Below are 21,111 nucleotides of genomic sequence, written 5' to 3'. Positions count from 1 at the left end.
CCTTTACAATATTTTCAATAGGCTATTTTTTTCTATAATAGACATTAAATATTCTGTATAAAGTTGTTCTTTGAATAGCTGTGTCAAAATGTATTAGCAGAGCAGGAAGTACACAAGCAACCATTATAAAGGAAAGCAAAGTACCCCTTCCAAGCAGATTGCCAAGTTCAGAAACAATTGGATTAGAGGACGTTAATGCTAAAATAAAACCTGCCGTTGAAAGTATTGCTCCAGATACTAAAATGGCAATTAAATTATCATCAATAGTTTTTTCCATAGCATATTTACTCTCTAATTCTTTTCTGCATGTTAAATATCGTTCTGTCATGAGTATTGCATAATCAACTGTTGCCCCAAGCTGTACCGTACTTATAACCAGATATCCTATAAAGTTAAAGGTCTTCCCATAAAAATATGCAAAGGAAAGATTAATCCATATTGCTGATTCAATAGTAAACAGCAGTAATAAAGGACTAACAATAGACTTAAAAGTTAATAATAGAACAATTAATATTCCGATAACTGCTATTAAATTTACAAGTTTCGTATCTTTTGAAACCACGTTTTTTATATCATAAAGAGAAGCTGACTCCCCTGCTAAATAATATGTATTATAATATTCAGCAGCTGTATTTAAAACAGTTTGAACTGTTTTAAAAGTTTCAATTCCTTCCTCAGGCAAATCAGTATAAAGAAAAATACGGGCATAATTATTTGAGTAAAAATTCTCTACTAATTCTTTAGGTAAATATTCAGCAGGAATTTGTGCGCCTACTGCAGTAACATAGGAGATAACACTGTCAATGTGAGGAATATCTGATAACTTATAACAAAGCTTTAACTCTCTATCTGTATGTCCTCTTGGTACAAGCAAGACGAGTATATTTTCCTTTCCAAAGATTTTTTCAATGTGTACAGCATCCTTCATAGTTCGGGATGCCTTAGCTGCACTTCCATTCCCATATACAAACTCAACATTTGATTTAGCTAAATAGCTGGGAACAGAAACAATTACAGCAATTATTAATACCGCTGTATTTATCTTTAAAAGGTTCTTTCCTATACCTTTAAATTTATGAATCATCTCTCGATGCCTTGTTCTATTGATTAACTTATAACAAGTCAGTGTAATAGAAGGCAAAAAAATCACGCTCGAGATAAAGCTAAGCAATATACCTTTTATTAAATTTAGTCCTAAGTCTTTACCTATTCCAAAACGCATAAACATTAATGCAAAAAAGCCTATAATAGTTGTAGCGGCGCTTGCGGCAATTGATGTAATAGATTTTTTCATCGCAAGCTTCATTGCCTCCTCTGCATCAAACTCTTCTTTGTATTCGTTAAAGCTGTGCAGCAGAAAAATTGAATAATCGAGGGATACCGCAAGCTGTAATATAGGACTTATTGATTGCGTTAGAAATGATATTTCTCCTAAAAATACATTTGTACCCATATTGATAATAATAGCGATACCGATAGAAATCAAAAATAATAATGGTTCAATATAGGATGTAGTATACAGAATCAATATAATTAAAATAATAGGAAGCAGTATTTCAAATGCTTTAATAACTTCAGAATAGGACATTTTCTGTGATAATGCTGTATTAACTGCATTACCCGCAGCAGCATTATCTTTACCAATTAATTCATAAATTGAGTTAACTGTACTTTTTTCCTTACCTCTTTCAATTGTAATTGTAAACAAAGCATTATTGTCTCTATAATAGTTTTTAAGAATAGATTCATCTAAAAATTCAACCGGAGTAGTAGTAAGTGTATCTATTCCAATAACATCATCTATCCAGTTTACTGATTTTACTCCATCTATTGAGGCAATCTTTTCTTTATACTTTAGTGCTTCAATAATTGTTACATTTGTAATCATAACTTTAGCATTAGGTATTTCATCTTTAAATTCATTCTCCATTATCTTAATCGCTGTTGTTGAATTTGTTTTTTCAGGAAGATAATCTGTCATATTATAGTTAATTGAAACAATTGATGCAAAAAATGCCCCAAAAACTGCAAATATTAAAAATGTAATAATAACGCCCTTTTTGTATCTAATAACAAATTCACAGAGCTTATTCATTAAATATCCTCCTTGACTTTTATTTTCACTATATTGACTATTTATTATACTTACAATATAATAAACACTGTGTTTAATAGTCAACAGACAGATATTTTTAATATGTCTGTTGTCAAACAAAATAGTAATTAATGTTTAACAATTTACATTTTTTTAAAAATGGAGGGGAAAAAAGTGAGAAGTTCTAAAGATGATAGAAGGGTAAAATACACAAAAATGGTATTGAAAGAAAGTTTCATAAAACTTCTTAGCAAAAAAGACATAACTCAAATAACAATAAAAGAAATCTGCGAAGATGCAGACATAAATCGAGCAACATTTTATGCTCATTATAACGATCAGTATGATCTTATGAGAAAAATCGAAAATGAACTACTTGAAAATATTAGCGCATATATTTCTGAATATGCTAGAAAAGATAACCATTTTAACGATGTTGAATTGATTGAAAAGATTTTTGAGTACATAAAAGAAAATGCTCAGCTGTGCAAATTGCTGCTGAGCAAAAAAGGCGACCTCGATTTTCAAAAGCGAGTGATGATGCTTGTTTATGATAAAAATCTTATAAATTTAACAAATGAAGGAATCTTTTCAAAAGAATATGCCGAATATATCTACTCCTATACCATAACCGGCTGTGTAGGCATCATTCAAAAATGGCTTGAAGATGGCATGGATAAATCTACTCGATTTATGGCTGAAATGATTATAAAGCTTACAACATATAACACATCAAAATAATAGTCAATTAAGGCTTTTTATTGCAGCATAAAGTTTGTTTCTTATTAACAAAGCTCTTTAAAAAATAATCTCCCCTATTCTATAGCCCTCTATCATTTCTTCTTCACTTAAAAATTTAAAGTTTTCATCTCGCAGTATTGGTAAAAATGCTTCGAAAGGTATTCTTTGAAACTCACAGCCATAATTGCTATGTCCAAACCACTTGCCTTCCTTGCTGCTTAAATTTAGGCTTCTTGCAAATTTTGTATAGTTTGAGCAGTCATGAACAACTAAATCCCACTTCTCTTCATCAGCTATTTTCATAAATTTTAAAGTCAGCTCTCTGCTCCAAATTGGAGATATATATCCTAATCTTGAAATATATATGTTATCTCCAAGATAATTTCCAATGTTATTCTCATTTAAATGCAATTCCGCACAATTTATAAAATCAAGTTTTGTATTTAATATAGATTCCTTTTTCTTAAAGAAAGTGTTAAAAAACTCTAAAGTCATTGGAGTTTCAATACCTACGTTTTTAATATATTTTTTTGCTATTTTAATATTTTCAATAACCTTGTCTGAACAGTTAGTTGCTCCAAGATTAAAGCGTATCTCGTCAAGACCAGCTTCACCTAATGCTTTCAAGGACTCTTCAGTTGCTAAAATTCCATTTGTATATAGATGCTGATGAATCCCTGCATCGCTGAATTTTTTTATTACTGAATAATATTTTTCAATTTCCATAAAGGGCTCTAAATAAACATAGGCAATACCTGTTGGTTTCTCATGTATTGAAAGAAGCAAATCGATATCCTTCTCATAGAATTTTGTTCCTCCAATTTCCCACAAACCTTCACCAACTGGGGGAATATCATTGAGCTGTCCATAATTATAACAGAACTTACACTCTATATTACATTTGTTTGTTTTCCTAACTGCGCTCAAACCAGTCCCTAAAAGACAGGATTTGCATCCTTTTGGAAATTTGTTTTCATCTCCTACAAAAAAAGTTCTATTTTTTAAAGTTTTTAAGCCCTTAATTTCTGACTTTAATATATCATTTCTATGTTCTACTGCTGCTTCGATTTGTGCAAAGGTTGCATAGATTATTTCCTGCTGTTTTGTCATAATTTCCTCATCCTCAGGCAGCATAGAAAAAAATTGAAACCACATTAGTGCATCTTTCTTCGAAATCTTCATAATGTATCCTCCTGAATAAATCTATTAGTACAATATTTATAAGTGTAGCGATTAGTAAATATAAGACTCTTTATATTTAAGAGTATATCATAATTAGCGAATTGACTCCAACTTTTATATTTCTTTATTCAAATTGTCTACAAAAAATATTATTTCCTCTAATGCATTCGTAAATAAATCATTTATTTATCAGCTTTAGCAGTTTGAAACATTCAACATGAATTAGATACTTGACGCTTGGGCATAACTAACAAATATGCTATAATTATATTATCTTTTATTCTGGTGGTGATGCTATGTATTTAGATGAAAAAACTGTTAGCAAAATTGTTGAATTTCTTATAGTACACTTTGATCCATATGTTATATATTTATTTGGTTCGGCTGTAAAAGGAAATTTTAGAAAAGACAGCGATATAGATATAGCATTTTTAAGTGATAATAATATATCTGGTTATGATTTGTTTATAAAAGCTCAGGATTTAGCTGATATGTTAAAAAAAGAAGTAGATTTAATAGATTTGAAAAATTCCTCTTCAGTTTTTAAAGCACAGGTTGTTGGAACAGGAGAGGTTATATACTGCTCTGATAATACAAGGCGTAAATATTTTGAAATGATTGCATTTAAAGATTATGCAATTTTAAATGAAGAAAGAGCAGTTATACTGGAAAGTATACAAAAAAGGGGAAAAGTATATGATAACTGATATTGTTTATAATAAAATACAAATAATAGAAAGATGTATTAAAAGAATTCACGAAGAATATGATAATAATCCTGAAAATCTTAGAAATTATACTAAGCAGGATTCCATAATACTAAATATTCAAAGAGCATGTGAAGCATGTATAGATTTGGCTATGCATATTGCTGCAGATGAAAAGCTTGGTATTCCTCAAAATAGCAGAGATGCTTTTGAGCTTTTATATCAAAATGGAATTATAAATGATACTTTAGCAATAAAAATGAAGCGTATGGTAGGCTTTCGAAACATAGTTGTACATGATTATCAAGCTGTTAATTTATCAGTTATTAAAAAAATTATAGAAAATCATTTGGTGGATTTTAAAGAATTCACTGAGGCAATAATTCAAAAAACAAGATTATAAAAATATGTATAAATATTTAAAAAGCCCCATGCTTGGTTAATTTTAATTTTTTCCAAGAAAGAGGCTTTTAATTTTACATAAATTTATTTACAGACTCTTATTTTCAATTCGTATAATATTTTGATTGTGCAGTCCACATATTTTTATACTCGTCATTATTTTCAAGAAGATAATCATGTGTTCCAAAGCCTGCAACTTTTCCTTTATTCATTACCAAAACCTTATCTGCAAAACGTACTGCTCCTAAACGATGGGTAATTATTACCGATGTTTTATCTTTTATAATTTTTTCAAAGCGTTTATAAATAGCTTCTTCTTAACCTCCTACCAATATAAATTCCATATAAAAATCCTCCAATATGTGCCCACCATGCAATTCCAAATCCATAAACTGGTCCAAATAAAGTTAATATGCCATTTGATATTTGGGATATGAACCAAAATCCAATATATATAAATGCTGGAATATTAATAAAAACTGGCAGCCACAAAAGTAAAAAAAGAGTCCTTATTTTTGCAAAAGGATATAAAACAAAATAAATTCCCATTACCCCTGCAATTGCCCCTGAAGCTCCTATCGTTACTACTTGAGTATTAATATTAAATAAATAATGAGAAATTGCTGCAATAAATCCGCTAAATAGATATATTATCAAAAATTTAAAATGCCCCACCCTATCCTCTACATTATCTCCGAATAGCCAAAGAGCCCACATGTTACTAATTAGATGCATAAAACTTCCATGTATAAACATACTTGTAAATATTGTAATAATATTAGCTCCAATATAATCTATTGACATACGTGATATAGACTTTGTAAATTCATGGGGTATAAAACCAAAAAATTGAATAAAAGATACTGTTAAATTCGAGGGTAAAACAGATTCAAAAGCAAATACAAAAATATTAATAATTATTATAAGTACTGTCACATAAGGTTTTTTTCTGCTTGGATTTATATCTCTTAAAGGTATCATTTTTTTCTCCTTTTTATTAATTAATTTATACATGCTTTAAATAGTATAAATATGCAAATCACTATTTATAGTTCTAAAATAATTTTATGTTCTTTTATTTCTATAATTAAAAAGGCATCAATAGCTTTATTTTCTCAAAACTATGGATGCTCTAATTTATTAAAAATCATTTATATTATTATTCAGTTTTATCGTTAGTATTTCTTAATTTTAAATTATCCACTTCATTTTTAAGTAAGTTAATTTCATTATGCAGATTTTGATTCTCTTTTATTAGATTATTTTCATGGAATAATTGTTAGAGTTGCATTTGTTTATGTAAATTATACCAATCTATTTTCTGTTTTTCAACGTTTGAATTATTAGAACATAAAATAGTATATATTTTTACAAAAAAGAAGCTGCCACCCAACTAAAAATTAAGTTAGTGTGGCAACTTCTTATTATTCTTTGTTACATAAGTCCAAACAGATTCCATAAAGGATACATCACAAGAATAAATCCAACAATCATAATCAAAGCTTTCAAGCCTTCCTGCTTAATAAAATCTTTCATAGGCATCAGACCATATGAATACATAATCAGATTCCCTGCTGATTGATAAGGCAATAACAATATTTCACATGAAAGTAATAGAATCATAACTGCAGCTATAGGACTCATTCCCAATGACACTGCTATTTGTGCAAAAGGAATAGAAAGACTACCAAGCATCGCAAAGGGTGTCATAAAGAAATTAGCAACCGTTCCAATGAACATAAATGCAATGCATGCTATTAAAGGGCTCTTCCCAGATAGCATAGGCACCGCAATATTTGATAGGAAATCTCCAAATCCAACCTCAGCCCCAACAATTCCAATTCCAAGGCAGGTTGCCACAAAGAAAACCATTGAAAAATTAAGCTTTGATAATGTTTTGCTGTCTCCTATATCAATACCTGGAAGATACATCAAAAATGGAATCAGCATAAATCCATATGCTGCTGGGAGTTTAGTAAATCCTGTTGTAAAAAGATACACAAGCAGAAGTACAATCATTACAACTGATTTTTTCTCTTTAACACTCATTTTCCCGAGCTCTTTATATTTTTCTTCAAAAAGCTCTTTACCAAACTTTACGTCCATATCCTTTGTTTTATAAATTTTCATCAGTATAATAAGTGTTAAGATATAGAAGATAACCGCAAATCCATTATACATAAATGATGAAAACATATTCATTCTATAATTTGGAATAAATTTTCTTATTGCTGTCTCCATAAGAGCAAAGTAACCTGGATAATACATAAATATTGTAGCTCCTGTGGCTCCTATCGTTCCAGCAAAGCACACCAAAGACGATTCCCTTGAAGGTTTCAGGTCCATCGCTTTACAAATACCAAATACCAATGCACTGGAAACAAGCCAGCCATAACAAAATGTAACTATATTAAGAGCAATGCCAATAAAAAAGCATCCAAATACAGTGCCGGCATATGTACCCCCACATTTACTTATAACATAGTAAGCAATACGTTTTAAAAGGCCGCAATCATCAAGCACATTGCTGAAAATAAGTCCACCTAAAACCATCCAAACAGTAGTGCTCGTCCATGACTTAAAAGCAATTTCAATTGGCACAAGTCCACTAACCAAATATAATGTAGGAAGGAGAAAAGCTGAAATCAGCTGTGGAAGAAGTTCAAAAGCAATTATTAGAATAACAAACAAAGTAATTATAAAAAACAGCTTCAAATTTTGTGTAAAATTTGGCGAAACCGGAACAAAAGCAATTATTGCTGGCACTAATATGCTGATAATCCACCCGATAAGTTTTTTCTTATTTGCCTCAATATTCATTGACATATCTCCTCCTCCGAATCTTACTTGTCCAGTTTGTGATTTTTTTATCGAGCTGATTTTAAAATACATCCCAAATGTCTGATAAATTTTCTAAGCATCTGGGATGTTCTTAATAATAAGCCTATTTTATAATGCTTTCCTATAAAGTTCAATAATATCATTCAAATTGGATTTTCTTGGATTAGCTAAAATATTTGCACTCTTTAAGGCATCTTTTGCCATATCAGGAATAGTCTCTTCTTTAACTCCTACCTCTGATAGTGATTTTGGAATTCCTAAATCTGCATTTAATTTTTTTATTTCCTTAACTAACATATCAGGTTTAAAACCATTATATGCTTCATTGCCTTCACGTATATAATTATAAATTACTTCATAACGTCCATTGTCAGATAGGGCATTATACTCAATGACTGTGGGAAGAAGTACAGCATTTGCAACTCCGTGGGGGACATTGAAATATGCACTTACAGGATGGCTCATTGCATGTATATTACCAAGTCTTGCCCTTGCAAAGGCAATTCCAGCAAAATTGCTCCCTGCCATCATTGCACATGCAGCTTCCTCATCTTCTCTGTTTGCTACAAAACGGCGTATATTTCTGCCAATTAATTCCATTGCTTTTTCAGCCATTGCATCTGAAAATGGAGAAGCATTTCTTGACAGATATGCTTCTAATGCATGAATAAGAGCATCTATACCACAGGAAGCAGCAATTGATGCTGGTGCTGTCATAATGAGTTCTGGATCCAAAATCGCATATTTAGGAAGAATTTCATAACTAAATACTGTCATTTTATAATTTCTCGATTCATCTGTAATTACAGCAGAGGCTGTTACCTCACTTCCTGTTCCTGCAGTTGTAGGAATAGCAATTATCGGTACAATCGCTCCCGGAACCTTATGATTTCCCTCATAATCTGTAATTTTACCTCCATAGCTTGCAAGTACCCCTACTGCTTTCGCAACATCCATTGGGCTTCCTCCACCAAGAGCCACAATACTTGTTGCACCTGATTCTTTATATATTTTAGTAGCTTCATTTACAATATCTACTGTTGGATTAGGTTTTACTTCAAGATATGTTGTGCATTTAATTTCTTTAGCTTCTATAATATCCTGAATTTTCTTTACTACTCCTATACTTTCCAAACCATGATCAGAAATTAAAAATACATGACCTGCATTATTCTCCTTAAGTATATCAGGAAGTTTTTTTAAGCTTCCCACTCCAAATTCAATATCCTGCGGAATTTTAAAGTTAAAATCCTTCATTTTTCTTCACCTTTCTTTTGTCAAATTTATTTTATAAAACTTTCAAAAGATTTCGAATAAACATATCGCTGCCTATAAACAATAATACACAATATACCATACGTAAGAACTGTTCACGATTAATTCTTTTTAAGAATGACATACCAAGGAAAAATCCTATAGCTGCCATCGGAACACCAATGCTAAGCGCACTAAACAAACGAGGAGTCCATGCACCATTACGGTATTGGTTAAATGCATTATATGTATTAAGAACAATCCATACCATATTCATAGTATTACGGAACTTTTCTTTTTCCTTTACTGATGAAATCGTATATACAGTTATTAGGGGACCTCCTATGTTAAATGCCCCATGAACAACACCGCCTAAAGCAAGGCATCCATAGCGTAAAAACTTTTTAACCGGAGTATCTATTGCTTCTTCAGTTTCTACTTTTTTAAGAACCAAAGGTTTTATAATATGTTTATAAATATTTATTAATGCAATAAAAGTAACCATAGCTCCAATACATATTTTAGCAGTAACATCACTAATTCTATAAAACAAAACATTTCCAATAACAATTCCCGGTGCACATAAAAGTACAATCTTTAATAAGTCTTTCCAAGAAACCTCTCGGTACGTTTTGAATCCCAAATAATAAAGAAATGGGAGAGTTATAAGAGTACCATAGGGTACACCTGTTTTTGTTCCAAGTAAACCGTTTGTAACCGGAGCTGCTATAACAGTACAACCAAATCCTGTACATCCCTGAACGAAAAATCCAACAATCTGCATCAAAGCAACAAGTAAAAAAGAAAATTCCCAAATCATAATTAATCCTCCTATTTTATAAATAATATCGTATTTAACTATTTTTTAGAAAGAACAAATATAACGTAACACAATTCTAATTTTATTTTCATGATAATTTGTTTATAATTGCTATTTTCAAATATATTAAAAACTTTTATTGTAAACTAAGTGAACAGAAAAGTATGTCCACTTAGCTTACAATTTAAAATTATAAAATTTAATACTTTAATTTCTAATAATACTCTTAAAAATGAAGCTCTGTACGCTGAATCAAATCTTTTTGTAGTGGCTTTCCAAGCTCTACAAAATAAGCACTATATCCAGCAACACGAACAAGCATATCTTTGTAATCTTCTGGTTTTTTCTGTGCAGCTCTCATGGTTTTAGCACTCATAATATTAAACTGAACATGCATTGCATTCTTCGCAATAATTTCATCAATAAGGCTTATAAGATTGTCTCTTCCTTCTATACCTGAAACCGCATCCTCTGGGAATCTGAGGTTCATTAGAGTACCATTAGTTGCAAGACTATGATCAACTTTCGTCAGGGAATTTACGATTGCAGTTGGTCCACTAATATCGTGGGAACCTGCATCAGTATGAACTGGTCCCATATTATCAGAAATAGCTTCATAAGCCTTACGTCCATCAAGGGAAGCGTTAGTATTCAATCCCATAGCTACATTTGCATTTACAGAATATACACCAGGACTGTATTCTCCTCCTCTCGGAGTTTTTCTTCCATTAATATGTCTGCAGTAGCACTCAAACATATACTTGAATAATTCATCAGCATAATCATCATCGTTACCATAGTGATGAACCTTTGAACTGTTTACAAGGGCATATATTTTTTCATGACCTTCCCAGTTGTCCTTTACCGCCTGAAGAAGCTGTAAACCTGTATAACGTTTTTCATCAAACATAAGCTGCTTTATAGTTGCTAAAGAATCTGCACAAGTACCCAATCCACTTGCCTGGGGTCCAATGCCGTTATACTTTGCTCCACCTTCTGTAAGATCCTTACCAGACTCAAGACAATCTTCATAAAATGCGGAAACATATGGAGTGGGTTTAAGTGTTCTATGGGCATTATCAATAATATTTAAACTGCTGCACATCTGATCACACCAGTAGTCAAACTGCTTATCAACACTCTCAAGAACCTCATCAAAGCTCTTATAAGTTTCAAGACTTCCAGTATTAGGTCCAAGCTGGCTGCCTATAGCTCCACATCTTTCCCATCTTCCGCAATGAGGTCCACAATCAAGGCATCTTCCGCCATTGACTACCATCTCCATCATTTTTGGTGTATTCACATAAGCCGCATCATGCCAACCAAATTCTTTTCCAGGAAGGTCAATCTCCACACAGCCTACAACTGCATAATCTCTTGCCTCTTCAAGAGTCATTCCCTTTCTCATCATAGCTTTAATAGCTGGAGCATCATTGAAAATCTTTGGATGTCCATAACCTGCACGTATACACTCAACTGTTTTAACCTTTAATTCATAAGGTGTATTTTCATGCATACGCACACAAACCCATGGATTCATCATACGAGTATGTGCAGAAGCTTCTAACATAAGCATAGTTAAATCATTAGTTGCATCATTGCCATTGCGGTCTACACCACCAATAGTAAGGCTCTCACCCCCAAAGCCTCGGCCGTTTCTTACTAATACAGTACCTTTATCCTTAAGCTTTGTTGGATTATTCATCTTAACATATAAAACTTCAAGAAGCTCAAGAGCAAATTCTTTAGTAATAGTGCCATTTTTAATATCTTTTTCATAGAATGGGTACAGCCATTGATCCATACGGCCGTAGGAAATGGAATGTCCATTGCTTTCAATTTGAATTAGTGTTGTTGCAAAATTGAATAACTGTAGTGCCTGCCAAAAAGTCTTTGGTGCTCCTCCTGCTATTTGATGACAGTTAATTGCCATTGTTTTAAGTTCTTCTTTTCTCTTAGCATCCTCTTCTTTTTCAGCATACTCTTCAGCAAGCTTTGCATAACGCTCAATATATTTTTTAGCAGCTTCATGCATAATAATCATAGATAAGTAGAAGTCCCTCTTATCACCATATTCGGGATCCTTCTTATCTAACTTTTCATAGCGTTTTTTAGCATCCTCAATCATGCCATCGTAGCCGACTTCCATCAGCTTAGCATAATCTATAACTAAATGGCCTACTCCTGCATAATGGTAAAGGTTTGTCTGGAATATTCTCTTTCCTAATTGTGAACCCTTAATTTGATCTTCTTCAAGTCTTGAATTTATAAGATCTTCGACTGTTTTACCTTGCCAATATCTGCACAGTTCTACGATTTCCTTTCTTTCTTCATCATTTCTTATATAGAACTGATCATGAGCACGCTCCTCAAATGGAGAATTTAAAATTTCATCTATAATCCAGTTTACTGAAAACTCTGGATAGATTGGTGCTGCCTTTGCAGGTGCAGCAATCTCACCTAAAATAAGATCCTGTTCATAAATGTGAAGTGTTACATTGAGTAGTATATTCTCAAAGGCATAAGCACATTTTAACTTAGATGGTGCTGCTTCATGCTTTTTATACGCCTCAGTAACCAATCTTAATCTTTCTACATCAATATAATATTGTCTGTCTAAAAATTTCTGTCTAAGATAATTTACGCGTGGGAATGGAGACCAGTCTTCATGATGAACCTGATAACCAAGACTATAAGTCTGATCATAAGGTTGTGTGCCACAGGCATTTGTCCTATTAATACTCATTAAAATACCTCCTTCTGTAATCATAGGTTTTATTTAATGTATTTATATAATATATATTTAATTTTTTACTGTTTTTCTTTTGTACCCACAAGGCAATGTATACCTCTACTATTAAAATAATTTGAAATTTCATTTATATGCTTTTGAAAGGATTTTCTATTAAGTTTTACATTCTCCATTTTATAAGGTATGCCTAATGAAGAATACTTCTCTTCCCCAAGGCGCATAAAACTCAAAAGCTGTAAAGTTCTGACACGATTTCTTAGCTCATTTAAAATAAAATCAGCTGTAGCTTCTATATTCTTCATATCATCGTTTACATCGGGAATAATTGGTATTCTCAAAATCATTTCATAATTTTTATCTGCTAATTTCTTTAAATTTTCTAAAATCTTATTATTGTCAACGCCAGTATATTTTTTATGAATAGTTGTATCCATATGTTTTATGTCTGAAATTATAAGATCCGTATAAGGTAATATTTTTTCTATTTCTCTCCAATCGGCATGTAAGGTAGATTCGCAGCAAGTGTGAATACCTTCCTCTTTGCAAATCTTAAAAAGTTCTGCAACAAAGTCACTTTGAAGCAGAGGCTCTCCTCCAGAAACCGTAACTCCACCACCAGAACGTTCATAGTATCCAATATCTTTGCGTATCTCCTTCATACACTCTTCTATAGACATAACCTTACCCCATTGCTTGATTGCGTCCGATGGACAGGCATCATAACAGGCGAGGCAATTCGTACATTTACTGCGATCTATAGAAGTAAGTTTACCCCTCGTAAAATTCAGTACATTCTCCTTTGGGCAAGCCTCCTCACATAAACCACATTTCTTAAGTGAAATACATTTTGTCTTATATACACCTATCTGTATGTAAGGTAACCAACTCTCTGGGTTGCTGCACCATTCACATCTTAATGGACACCCTTTTAAAAAAAGCTCTGTACGCATACCTGGTCCGTCATGTATTGTAAATCTCTGAATATTAAATATAATCCCATTCATTGACAATTGTTTCTCACTTCCCAACCTTATTTTTATATAAAGCAGACAGACAGGAATGAATTATTCAAAACCTTTCTGCAATTCTTACATAATTAAGTGTATCATGGTTAATATTTTAACAAAATTAGAATTCCGTATTATTTTATATAGGGAATGTTCCTTATTTTATATGTCATTCCTAAGTAGTTCTTTCAAAGTAAGCGTTAAATTTTAATTTTTACTTATCCTTTCAAGGTATCAATATTTTGATTACAAAAATTATTAAGGTAAAAAAGGGCTGTCGCACTAACAAGTAGAAAATGCTAGTGCTACAGCCCTTTTACTACAATATCTATGAAAGTATTAATAATATCTTCAGTGGGTAATTATTGTTCTTTATTCTCCAGCCATTTATATAATTGAAAGCGGCTTTTTACTCCACACTTAGTATATATATTTTGTACATGTTTTTTTACGGTATGGTAGCTAATCACAAGTTCATCAGCAATGGCTTTGTAGGTAAGGCCTTTATACATTAGCTCTGCGACTCTCTGTTCGGCCTGGGTTAAAGGCAACCTTGTCCCTAAATTATCCGAACCCTTTCCTTCCTCCTTCATGGAAATAGTAATCCAGTGATACCTGTCAATAATTCCGTTGGAATAGCTCTGATCATAGGTATAAATTTTAAAAATATAATCTTTAATAACGCGTATTTGAACACGATTTTCACCAACATTATCTTCCTCACTTCCAAGAAGGAAAGGCAGCCATGTACAAGGCTTTGTACTGCTAATCTCTTCGGTTATAGTAGGACCTAAAATATCTTTCAAATAATTAGATGCCGTCTCATTATAACTCATAATATGCATGAAGTCATCAGTCACAAGATATGCCTTTTCACCTGAGGCAATAATTTCGCTTTGTATGTTTGAGACTATTTTTGCCTGTTCATACTTTTTAAAATTTTTATAGGAGTTGGCCACATAAACATAGATTTTGTTTAGTACTTCTATTTCTTCATCTGTAAAATCTCCGTTCTCTATTGGCTTAAAAAAGACAACCTGAATGTAGGCATTTATACCGAAAGCCATTGTCACACTGTAATGTGCATTAAAGTTTTCCTCAATAAAACGAACATATGCAGAATGATTATAGTCAACAGAACTGATAATATCTGTTGATTTATATAGCCTTGGTATAACATTAAAATATGTCAAACGATCTCTAACCGCATCCTGATAAACTTTATATCTGATTACGTCATTTGCAAAAAAATTCCTGTATGGGTGTTCTTCGCAGTCTTTCATAACGCCTTTCTGGCTCGTCCATGAAAGAAATTTTCCGTACTTATCAAAGTAGCAAATAAGTACATTTTTTAAGCCAAAATTTCTGTCCAGAGAATCAAGTAAAACGCAGCTAAAGAACTCACGTGCTGATATTTGATGCTCCGCCATTTCTGAGAAAAAATTTATATCCCCTATATTTTCATATCTCATGGTATCCCCTTCCATTTCTTTCATCAATACTTTTTAAAAAACTAAAAATAGTGCTATGTAAAGGAAAATAAAATTTAAAATTAATGCCGACATAGTTTATAGTTAGCTATATTATATCACAAATATGACAAACTTTTAACCAGCCTTATATCCTCCACATATCATCACCTGAATTATTGCTTACCCTAATGATTAACCATTAGGTAAAAAATTAAGGATAGTCAGCTTAAGCTTCCCATCCCTTATTGTTTTTAAAAGCACTCATTCATAGAAGTTAATTAAATCCAAATATTTGCCTTGATAATGAATATCCAGATAATATTATCTTTCTTCCTATTGAAGTGTCGATTTGCATTAATTTCCCTAAGATTGTTTTATTTACTTCTTCATATAGGTTCTCATTTGTAGTACGTAAATAATCCCAAAGTTCTTCTTTTTTATTGAGATTTTCTTCTGTATTTGATTTTAATAACAGCACCGTACTTATAGTCATCATCATGGTTAAATATTGAGTCATGTATTTACGGAGCTTTTTACTCTCTATAAGCATTGGATTATAACTATCAATCATTACTTTTGTAACCCTAATCTGCTGATCTATACGTCCTATCATTATTTTTTCATTAACAGACTGATCTTCTCTTCCAATAAAATATCTATAAAGATCCACATTTAGATAAAACATAGTTTTTACATAGGGCAGCGGTTTAAACACAAAAATATTGTCTACATAAAATGTATGCTTAGGAAGCTCTAAATTACAACTTCTAAGGACTTCTGTCCGATAAATTACAGAATGCATTAATATATTCTGGCTGATTTTCAGAAATCCTATATCATCCCAGGTAAATATCTTCTCTTCAGGCATTGCACCTTTATAGTTAATGCTTGTTGATTTCCCTATGCTTAATTTTTCATATACATAATTTGCAATTACCATATCCACTAATTGAGAATTATTAATCATGCCTCTAAGTACATCAAGAACTTTTATAAAGCTGTTTTTATCAAACCAATCATCACTGTCTAAAACCTTATAATATATACCAGTTGCATGTTTTAGTCCTGTATTCACAGCATCACCGTGACCGCCATTCTCTTTGTGAATTGCACGAATTATATTAGGATATTTTTTTTCATACTCATCAGCTATTTGTGAAGTATTATCTTTAGAACCATCATTTATAATTAAAATTTCAATATCATCACTGCCTATTAGAAGCGACTCTATTGCCCTATGCATATAAGATGCTGAATTGTAGCAAGGAATTGCTATAGTTAGAACTTTCATTTATGCCTCCTGTTTTATTAATTTTTTTAGTTTATAAAGCTGCAGCTGCAATGAAAACTGCCATGTTAATTCAGCTAACACTACTCCTGCAATAACGTCAGCTATAACATGCTGTTTTGTAGTTAAGGTTGAAATGCTTATCATAACCGCCATAAACAATGAGAAATATCTGTACCACAAAGGTATAGTTTTATTACATCTAATGCCTGCAAAACAATACCAGCTTACTAAAACATGAATAGATGGAAAGAGATTATTAGCAGCATCCACACTATATAAAAATTTAAGCATGTCCACAAAAACGTTAGTTGAAGTTAATTCAGGTCTTACATTAGTTGTAGGGAAAGTTATATAAATAATAAAACAAGTTAATTTCCCCAATATATCCGAAATAGCAAGCCTATAGCAGTTATCTTCACTAATCCGGCTTATTAATATATAATTAAAAATCCAAAACAGATAGCTTCCTAAATAAAATACTATAAATATTGGTACTACAGGAATACTATTATCTAAATTCGTTGTTAAATCATGAAATACTCTGTTTTTATAAAACAAACGGGCTCCTGAATACACTGAAAAATTAATTAGTACACATAAAATCAAGGGTTTTATTGCATATTTTGGTATAAAGTCATAAATTTTTCTAATCACCTTCATCTTCTTTACCTGTGTTCCTTTATGAGTTATTTTGCTATAAAAGCTATATATTTTACAATTTTTTTAAGTATAATATTTTATACACCATATAGTCAATATAACTATAGAAGATTTAATATAATTTTAATTTTCTTTCCATTAAAATAAAAAATTGGTGAAATCAGGTTCACCAAAAATAAATTTATTTTATAGTTTGATAAAACAGCTTTAAAGTTTCTTCAACTACCTTATCCATATTATAATATTTATAATTCGCCAATCTTCCAATGAAAAATACATTTTTTAATTTTTGTGCTTCTTCTTCATAGAGCTTATACTGTTCAGTATTTTTCTTTTGCGGGATTGGATAATATGGCTCCCCCTGTGAAGATGGGTATTCTCTTACAATTGTAGTTTTATAATGTCTTTGCCCTGTTAAATGTTTAAACTCAGTTATTCTTGTAAAGTCATAATCATTTGGATAATTTACTGTTCCTGCCTCTTGATGTTTTTCACAATCTAATGTATCAAATTCAAATTTTAATGACCTATATGGTAATTTACCATATTTATAATCGAAATAATAATCGATTGGTCCTGTGTAAATTAAATTTTCATATTCAATGTCGTCTATTACATCTTTAAAATCGGTATTTAGTAATATATTTATATTTTTATTATTAAGCATATTTTCAAAAATCTTTGTATAACCATGTTTTGGCATACCTTGATATTTATCTGTGAAATATCTGTCATCTCTATTATTTCTTATAGGTATTCTTGCTATAACCTCCGGCTCAAGTTCAAACGGATATAAATCCCACTGTTTTTTTGTATAATTTTTAAAGAATTTTTCATACAGTTCCATGCCTATCTTAGTTATAACCATATCCTCAGAATTTAAAATTTCTTCCTTATTGCATCTGATACTTTCAAAATAGCTATTTAACTCATCCGATGTATAATCAAAGTTATAAAGATTATTTATCGTATCTAAGTTTATTGGCATAGGAACAGTTTGTCCATCTACATATGCTAAAACTCTATGTTGATAATGATACCACTGTGTAAAATTTGAAATATAATCCCATACTTCTTTATTGTTTGTATGAAAAATGTGAGGACCATATTTATGAACTAAAATACCATCCTCATTAAAATAATCATAAGCATTTCCGCCTATATGATTTCTCTTTTCTATTATTAAAACTTTCTTATTTAAAACATTTGCTATTCTTTCTGCCGCTGTACATCCTGCAAAGCCTGCTCCTACAATAACATAGTTGTACATAATATTTCCTCCAAAAATATAAAGAAGTCTTACTAAATCTAAATTATACTTATTTAGCTTATAATTAATTTTAAAATAAAATCAAAAATATTTCAAATTTAACTTCTATACAAATTAAAAGGCACTAACCAAGCTGCTCCCTCAATACCTTAATTGCTCTTTCCTTTAGCTTTTCTACAGTCATATAGTGGCACCTTCTGTTTTTGCAAATCTCTCTCATATTCTTATTTTTAAAATATATTTCATCTATAACACCTCTCTGCTTTTCTGACAGCTTATTTAGAGCAGCTTTTAGATTTTTTATATTATCCCTGTGCTCAAATTCACCTTCAACATCTAAATCAGATTCAATAACATCATAAAGGCATCCCTCATCTTCATTTATAGGCTCGTCAAGGCTTACATTATACTTTATCTTCCTTGCGAAATTTTTTATTCCGTATATAACTGAAGATTTAACATAACCTTCAAAGGGATATTCCTTATTAAAATCATAATTATAAATGCACATTAAAACGATTAAATATCCTTCCTGCATAGCATCATTAAAATAGTTTAAATCTTTTACATAATATTTAAAACACTTTTTAATAAGAGGCTCAAAACTTTTAATAATTTCAAGCCTTATTTTTTCATCTTCCCTTGCAGCAGCAACCTTTTCTCTCATTTACATCCCCCCCAAAATTCTTGAGTTTTTCATTAATATCCTTTTAAAGACAGCCTTATAAGAAATGTCCTTTGAAAATTTTACAAAGCGACCCTTTCCCGTAATTTATAATGCAGCTTTTTAGATTTACTTCTTACTCTTCATTAATTTTAAAAAAATTAATATACCTCTATATTAGCACGTTAGCATTTTTGTTAACATGTGCTGCTTATAATTGCCCCAACTTAATGGGGCTAAAAATTATTTACAATTTTATTGTTGTAGTAATTTTTAAAGTTTCTGCCTTTTAAAAATGAATTTTGATTATAATCTTCTGTTTTTATAATTCCTAAATTTTTTAAGCGAACCTTTGCTGCTTGATATGATACATTAAATATTGTTGCTATATTCTCTGCAAATACCTCACTTAAGAAAAACTCATCAATGCCTGTTTTTTCACCGGTTGTTTTTTCTAAATAGCTATCATGATATAAAGAAAATATCATAGATTTTGGCATTAAAATAGCAGAACTCATATAATTTGCCTGCCATTCCATGCTGTCATTATCATCCCAGAATTCAACAGGCTTTGTTTTACCTTCTATTGAAGTTGACCTGCACTTTATCATAGGCTCATTTATATTTTCGAAAAATGATATTTGGTTTGAATCCCTTTGAAACATATGTCTGTGTAAAATCCAGTGTGCTCCCTCATGAGCCATCGTAAAACGGTATCTTCCTTCCTGATTAGCCTCAAGAAGTGTATTGTCAATTATTACGGTACCTTCCTTTGCTGATATATATTCTGCTCTATCTTTATATGGATCGTACACAATAACCTTTCTCGTATTATTAAAAACTATCATTCCTAAATAAATGCCGCAGTGGGATAAATATTGAAAATCCTGTTTGAGCTTTAAATAATTCATTATAAAGGAATCAATATCTATAGCCTGAGGAACCTTAAGTGCATTAGGGCAAAAATCTGAAACAAAACACTCAGCAATATCATCAATCTGTTCTTTTCTCAAAACGGGCACACCGTTTTTCTTTTTTCTTAAAGCTGGATTATACATTTTGCAGCAACTACTCCCCTCTTTTTTCAAGTTCTTCTACAAACTTCAGCCACTCCTTCTCTCCAGCATTAACATCCATTGCCTTTCTCAGAGCCATTCTTACATAATCCCTCTCCATAATATAATCAGGAAGGTCTGGGGATACTTCATTCCTCTTTTTACCTGCAAGATCGTACATATACCTTTTTTCATCCTCAGATAAATTTAATATTTGGGCTATTAAATCAAGCTTAGATTTTTCAGGGGGATTACGTCTATCCTTTTCAATATCGCTAAGATAGGGCGGCGTAATATCAAGCTTTTTAGCCATTTCTCTAAGTGTTATTTCTTTTTCTTCCCTCTTTTTTGCTATAAACTCTCCAAAACTATTCACATTACTATTCATTTTTACATTCACCTATTCTATTTATATTTTTAATATACATTTAAAAATTAAACAAACCTTTTTAACTTTAATTTTAATCTTCTGTCTCAAATAAAACTAATTAAAATATATGTCTTATTTGCTTGTACGCTAAAAAGCTTACTTAAATTATATAATTAATTTTATTTGGCTGTCAATAGGTTTTTTGTAATTTTTAACATATAATGTAATATTTATTTATACTCTAAGAGGTTTTTATCTTTTGCTTTTCTTAAATTTAAATCAATACTTTTTTAAAATATAACTCTGCTTTAGGTGTATTCTCTTTTGCAGCATGAGTTTGTCACTTGTCACTTGGGTGAAAGGCCTCCGAAAAATTATTGTAATGGTATACTAAAGTTGTAACACCTCAATCTAATAGATATAATAAATCTATAAGAAAAGAGGGATACCTATGCAAAAATATTATGAAGAAGAGTTTAAAAAGAAAATAGTTCGTCTCCATCTGGAAGAGGGGCGTACTTTAAAAAG

19 protein-coding genes are annotated in these 21,111 nt (G+C 31.2%); 3 read left to right on the top strand and 16 right to left on the bottom strand.

What is annotated here, in order from left to right:
- Positions 1 to 22: 22 nt before the first annotated feature.
- Positions 23 to 2,095: an efflux RND transporter permease subunit gene (locus B5D15_RS04945; RefSeq protein ID WP_078696014.1), complete on the bottom strand. Its 2,073-nt coding sequence runs from the start codon at positions 2,093 to 2,095 to the stop codon at positions 23 to 25.
- Positions 2,096 to 2,269: 174 nt separating this feature from the next.
- Between B5D15_RS04945 and B5D15_RS04940 the strand changes: the two genes are divergently transcribed.
- A complete protein-coding gene (locus tag B5D15_RS04940; protein WP_078696013.1) occupies positions 2,270 to 2,836 on the top strand; it encodes a TetR/AcrR family transcriptional regulator in 567 nt (188 codons plus the stop codon).
- Between the two features lie 57 nt (positions 2,837 to 2,893).
- On the opposite strand, the gene B5D15_RS04935 is transcribed toward B5D15_RS04940, so the two are convergent.
- A complete protein-coding gene (locus tag B5D15_RS04935) occupies positions 2,894 to 4,018 on the bottom strand; it encodes a radical SAM protein (RefSeq protein ID WP_078696012.1) in 1,125 nt (374 codons plus the stop codon).
- Between the two features lie 296 nt (positions 4,019 to 4,314).
- Here B5D15_RS04935 and mntA point away from each other — a divergent pair, with 296 nt between their 5' ends.
- Both mntA and hepT read left to right on the top strand, forming a co-directional pair.
- On the top strand, positions 4,315 to 4,725 hold the full coding sequence (gene mntA / locus B5D15_RS04930; protein ID WP_078696011.1) for a type VII toxin-antitoxin system MntA family adenylyltransferase antitoxin: 411 nt from the start codon (positions 4,315 to 4,317) through the stop codon (positions 4,723 to 4,725).
- Positions 4,715 to 5,128 (top strand): type VII toxin-antitoxin system HepT family RNase toxin, encoded by a 414-nt coding sequence (hepT, locus tag B5D15_RS04925; protein ID WP_078696010.1) that lies wholly within the window; start codon positions 4,715 to 4,717, stop codon positions 5,126 to 5,128. Before mntA ends, hepT begins: the two co-directional genes overlap by 11 nt.
- A gap of 103 nt (positions 5,129 to 5,231) precedes the next feature.
- On the opposite strand, the gene B5D15_RS15250 is transcribed toward hepT, so the two are convergent.
- From B5D15_RS15250 to B5D15_RS04860, 14 genes are all read right to left on the bottom strand, one after another.
- Positions 5,232 to 5,339, bottom strand: a complete 108-nt coding sequence (locus tag B5D15_RS15250; RefSeq protein WP_143287206.1) for an ABC transporter ATP-binding protein — start codon at positions 5,337 to 5,339, stop codon at positions 5,232 to 5,234.
- Positions 5,340 to 5,427: 88 nt separating this feature from the next.
- Complete coding sequence (locus B5D15_RS04920) at positions 5,428 to 6,108, bottom strand: rhomboid family intramembrane serine protease (RefSeq protein ID WP_078696009.1); 681 nt, start codon at positions 6,106 to 6,108, stop codon at positions 5,428 to 5,430.
- A 453-nt stretch (positions 6,109 to 6,561) separates the two neighbouring features.
- Positions 6,562 to 7,953 carry an SLC13 family permease gene (locus tag B5D15_RS04915; protein WP_242948691.1) on the bottom strand — a complete coding sequence of 464 codons (1,392 nt, stop codon included), beginning with the start codon at positions 7,951 to 7,953 and terminating at the stop codon, positions 6,562 to 6,564.
- A gap of 123 nt (positions 7,954 to 8,076) precedes the next feature.
- A complete protein-coding gene (locus B5D15_RS04910) occupies positions 8,077 to 9,225 on the bottom strand; it encodes an iron-containing alcohol dehydrogenase (RefSeq protein ID WP_078696007.1) in 1,149 nt (382 codons plus the stop codon).
- A 31-nt stretch (positions 9,226 to 9,256) separates the two neighbouring features.
- The gene (locus B5D15_RS04905) at positions 9,257 to 10,042 is read right to left on the bottom strand and encodes a sulfite exporter TauE/SafE family protein (protein ID WP_078696006.1); all 786 of its coding nucleotides are present in this window, start codon (positions 10,040 to 10,042) and stop codon (positions 9,257 to 9,259) included.
- A gap of 226 nt (positions 10,043 to 10,268) precedes the next feature.
- Positions 10,269 to 12,788, bottom strand: coding sequence for a (2S)-3-sulfopropanediol dehydratase (gene hpfG, locus B5D15_RS04900; protein WP_078696005.1), 2,520 nt, complete (start codon positions 12,786 to 12,788; stop codon positions 10,269 to 10,271).
- Between the two features lie 65 nt (positions 12,789 to 12,853).
- Positions 12,854 to 13,798: a (2S)-3-sulfopropanediol dehydratase activating enzyme gene (gene hpfH, locus B5D15_RS04895; RefSeq protein ID WP_078696004.1), complete on the bottom strand. Its 945-nt coding sequence runs from the start codon at positions 13,796 to 13,798 to the stop codon at positions 12,854 to 12,856.
- Between the two features lie 365 nt (positions 13,799 to 14,163).
- Positions 14,164 to 15,297, bottom strand: a complete 1,134-nt coding sequence (locus B5D15_RS04890) for a response regulator transcription factor (RefSeq protein ID WP_242948690.1) — start codon at positions 15,295 to 15,297, stop codon at positions 14,164 to 14,166.
- Between the two features lie 250 nt (positions 15,298 to 15,547).
- On the bottom strand, positions 15,548 to 16,564 hold the full coding sequence (locus B5D15_RS04885) for a glycosyltransferase family 2 protein (protein WP_078696002.1): 1,017 nt from the start codon (positions 16,562 to 16,564) through the stop codon (positions 15,548 to 15,550).
- Positions 16,565 to 17,224 carry a phosphatase PAP2 family protein gene (locus tag B5D15_RS04880; RefSeq protein ID WP_078696001.1) on the bottom strand — a complete coding sequence of 220 codons (660 nt, stop codon included), beginning with the start codon at positions 17,222 to 17,224 and terminating at the stop codon, positions 16,565 to 16,567.
- 181 nt (positions 17,225 to 17,405) lie between these two features.
- On the bottom strand, positions 17,406 to 18,494 hold the full coding sequence (gene glf / locus B5D15_RS04875) for a UDP-galactopyranose mutase (protein WP_078696000.1): 1,089 nt from the start codon (positions 18,492 to 18,494) through the stop codon (positions 17,406 to 17,408).
- Between the two features lie 124 nt (positions 18,495 to 18,618).
- Entirely contained in the window at positions 18,619 to 19,161 is a 543-nt protein-coding gene (locus B5D15_RS04870; RefSeq protein ID WP_078695999.1) for a sigma-70 family RNA polymerase sigma factor, read from the bottom strand.
- 233 nt (positions 19,162 to 19,394) lie between these two features.
- Positions 19,395 to 20,216: an ImmA/IrrE family metallo-endopeptidase gene (locus B5D15_RS04865; protein ID WP_078695998.1), complete on the bottom strand. Its 822-nt coding sequence runs from the start codon at positions 20,214 to 20,216 to the stop codon at positions 19,395 to 19,397.
- Positions 20,217 to 20,226: 10 nt separating this feature from the next.
- Positions 20,227 to 20,601 (bottom strand): helix-turn-helix domain-containing protein, encoded by a 375-nt coding sequence (locus B5D15_RS04860; RefSeq protein ID WP_078695997.1) that lies wholly within the window; start codon positions 20,599 to 20,601, stop codon positions 20,227 to 20,229.
- Positions 20,602 to 21,111: the final 510 nt, after the last annotated feature.

The organism is Caloramator quimbayensis (assembly GCF_900167605.1).
In the GTDB taxonomy this organism is placed as follows: Bacteria; Bacillota; Clostridia; order Clostridiales; family Caloramatoraceae; genus Caloramator_B; species Caloramator_B quimbayensis.
The sequence above is the reverse complement of the archived record's forward strand: the minus strand, read 5'-3'. Positions and strand labels throughout refer to the sequence as shown.

Bases quoted from the DNA above. Each gene is read 5' to 3' on its own strand.
- B5D15_RS15250 (WP_143287206.1), bottom strand. From the start codon at position 5,339: ATGAATAAAGGAAAAGTTGCAGGCTTTGGAACACATGATTATCTTCTT.
- glf (WP_078696000.1), bottom strand. From the start codon at position 18,494: ATGTACAACTATGTTATTGTAGGAGCAGGCTTTGCAGGATGTACAGCG.
- B5D15_RS04945 (WP_078696014.1), bottom strand. From the start codon at position 2,095: ATGAATAAGCTCTGTGAATTTGTTATTAGATACAAAAAGGGCGTTATT.
- B5D15_RS04915 (WP_242948691.1), bottom strand. From the start codon at position 7,953: ATGTCAATGAATATTGAGGCAAATAAGAAAAAACTTATCGGGTGGATT.
- B5D15_RS04865 (WP_078695998.1), bottom strand. From the start codon at position 20,216: ATGTATAATCCAGCTTTAAGAAAAAAGAAAAACGGTGTGCCCGTTTTG.
- B5D15_RS04935 (WP_078696012.1), bottom strand. From the start codon at position 4,018: ATGAAGATTTCGAAGAAAGATGCACTAATGTGGTTTCAATTTTTTTCT.
- B5D15_RS04890 (WP_242948690.1), bottom strand. From the start codon at position 15,297: ATGAAAGAAATGGAAGGGGATACCATGAGATATGAAAATATAGGGGAT.
- B5D15_RS04905 (WP_078696006.1), bottom strand. From the start codon at position 10,042: ATGATTTGGGAATTTTCTTTTTTACTTGTTGCTTTGATGCAGATTGTT.
- B5D15_RS04885 (WP_078696002.1), bottom strand. From the start codon at position 16,564: ATGAAAGTTCTAACTATAGCAATTCCTTGCTACAATTCAGCATCTTAT.
- B5D15_RS04920 (WP_078696009.1), bottom strand. From the start codon at position 6,108: ATGATACCTTTAAGAGATATAAATCCAAGCAGAAAAAAACCTTATGTG.
- hpfH (WP_078696004.1), bottom strand. From the start codon at position 13,798: ATGAATGGGATTATATTTAATATTCAGAGATTTACAATACATGACGGA.
- hepT (WP_078696010.1), top strand. From the start codon at position 4,715: ATGATAACTGATATTGTTTATAATAAAATACAAATAATAGAAAGATGT.
- hpfG (WP_078696005.1), bottom strand. From the start codon at position 12,788: ATGAGTATTAATAGGACAAATGCCTGTGGCACACAACCTTATGATCAG.
- B5D15_RS04860 (WP_078695997.1), bottom strand. From the start codon at position 20,601: ATGAATAGTAATGTGAATAGTTTTGGAGAGTTTATAGCAAAAAAGAGG.
- B5D15_RS04910 (WP_078696007.1), bottom strand. From the start codon at position 9,225: ATGAAGGATTTTAACTTTAAAATTCCGCAGGATATTGAATTTGGAGTG.
- mntA (WP_078696011.1), top strand. From the start codon at position 4,315: ATGTATTTAGATGAAAAAACTGTTAGCAAAATTGTTGAATTTCTTATA.
- B5D15_RS04880 (WP_078696001.1), bottom strand. From the start codon at position 17,224: ATGAAGGTGATTAGAAAAATTTATGACTTTATACCAAAATATGCAATA.
- B5D15_RS04870 (WP_078695999.1), bottom strand. From the start codon at position 19,161: ATGAGAGAAAAGGTTGCTGCTGCAAGGGAAGATGAAAAAATAAGGCTT.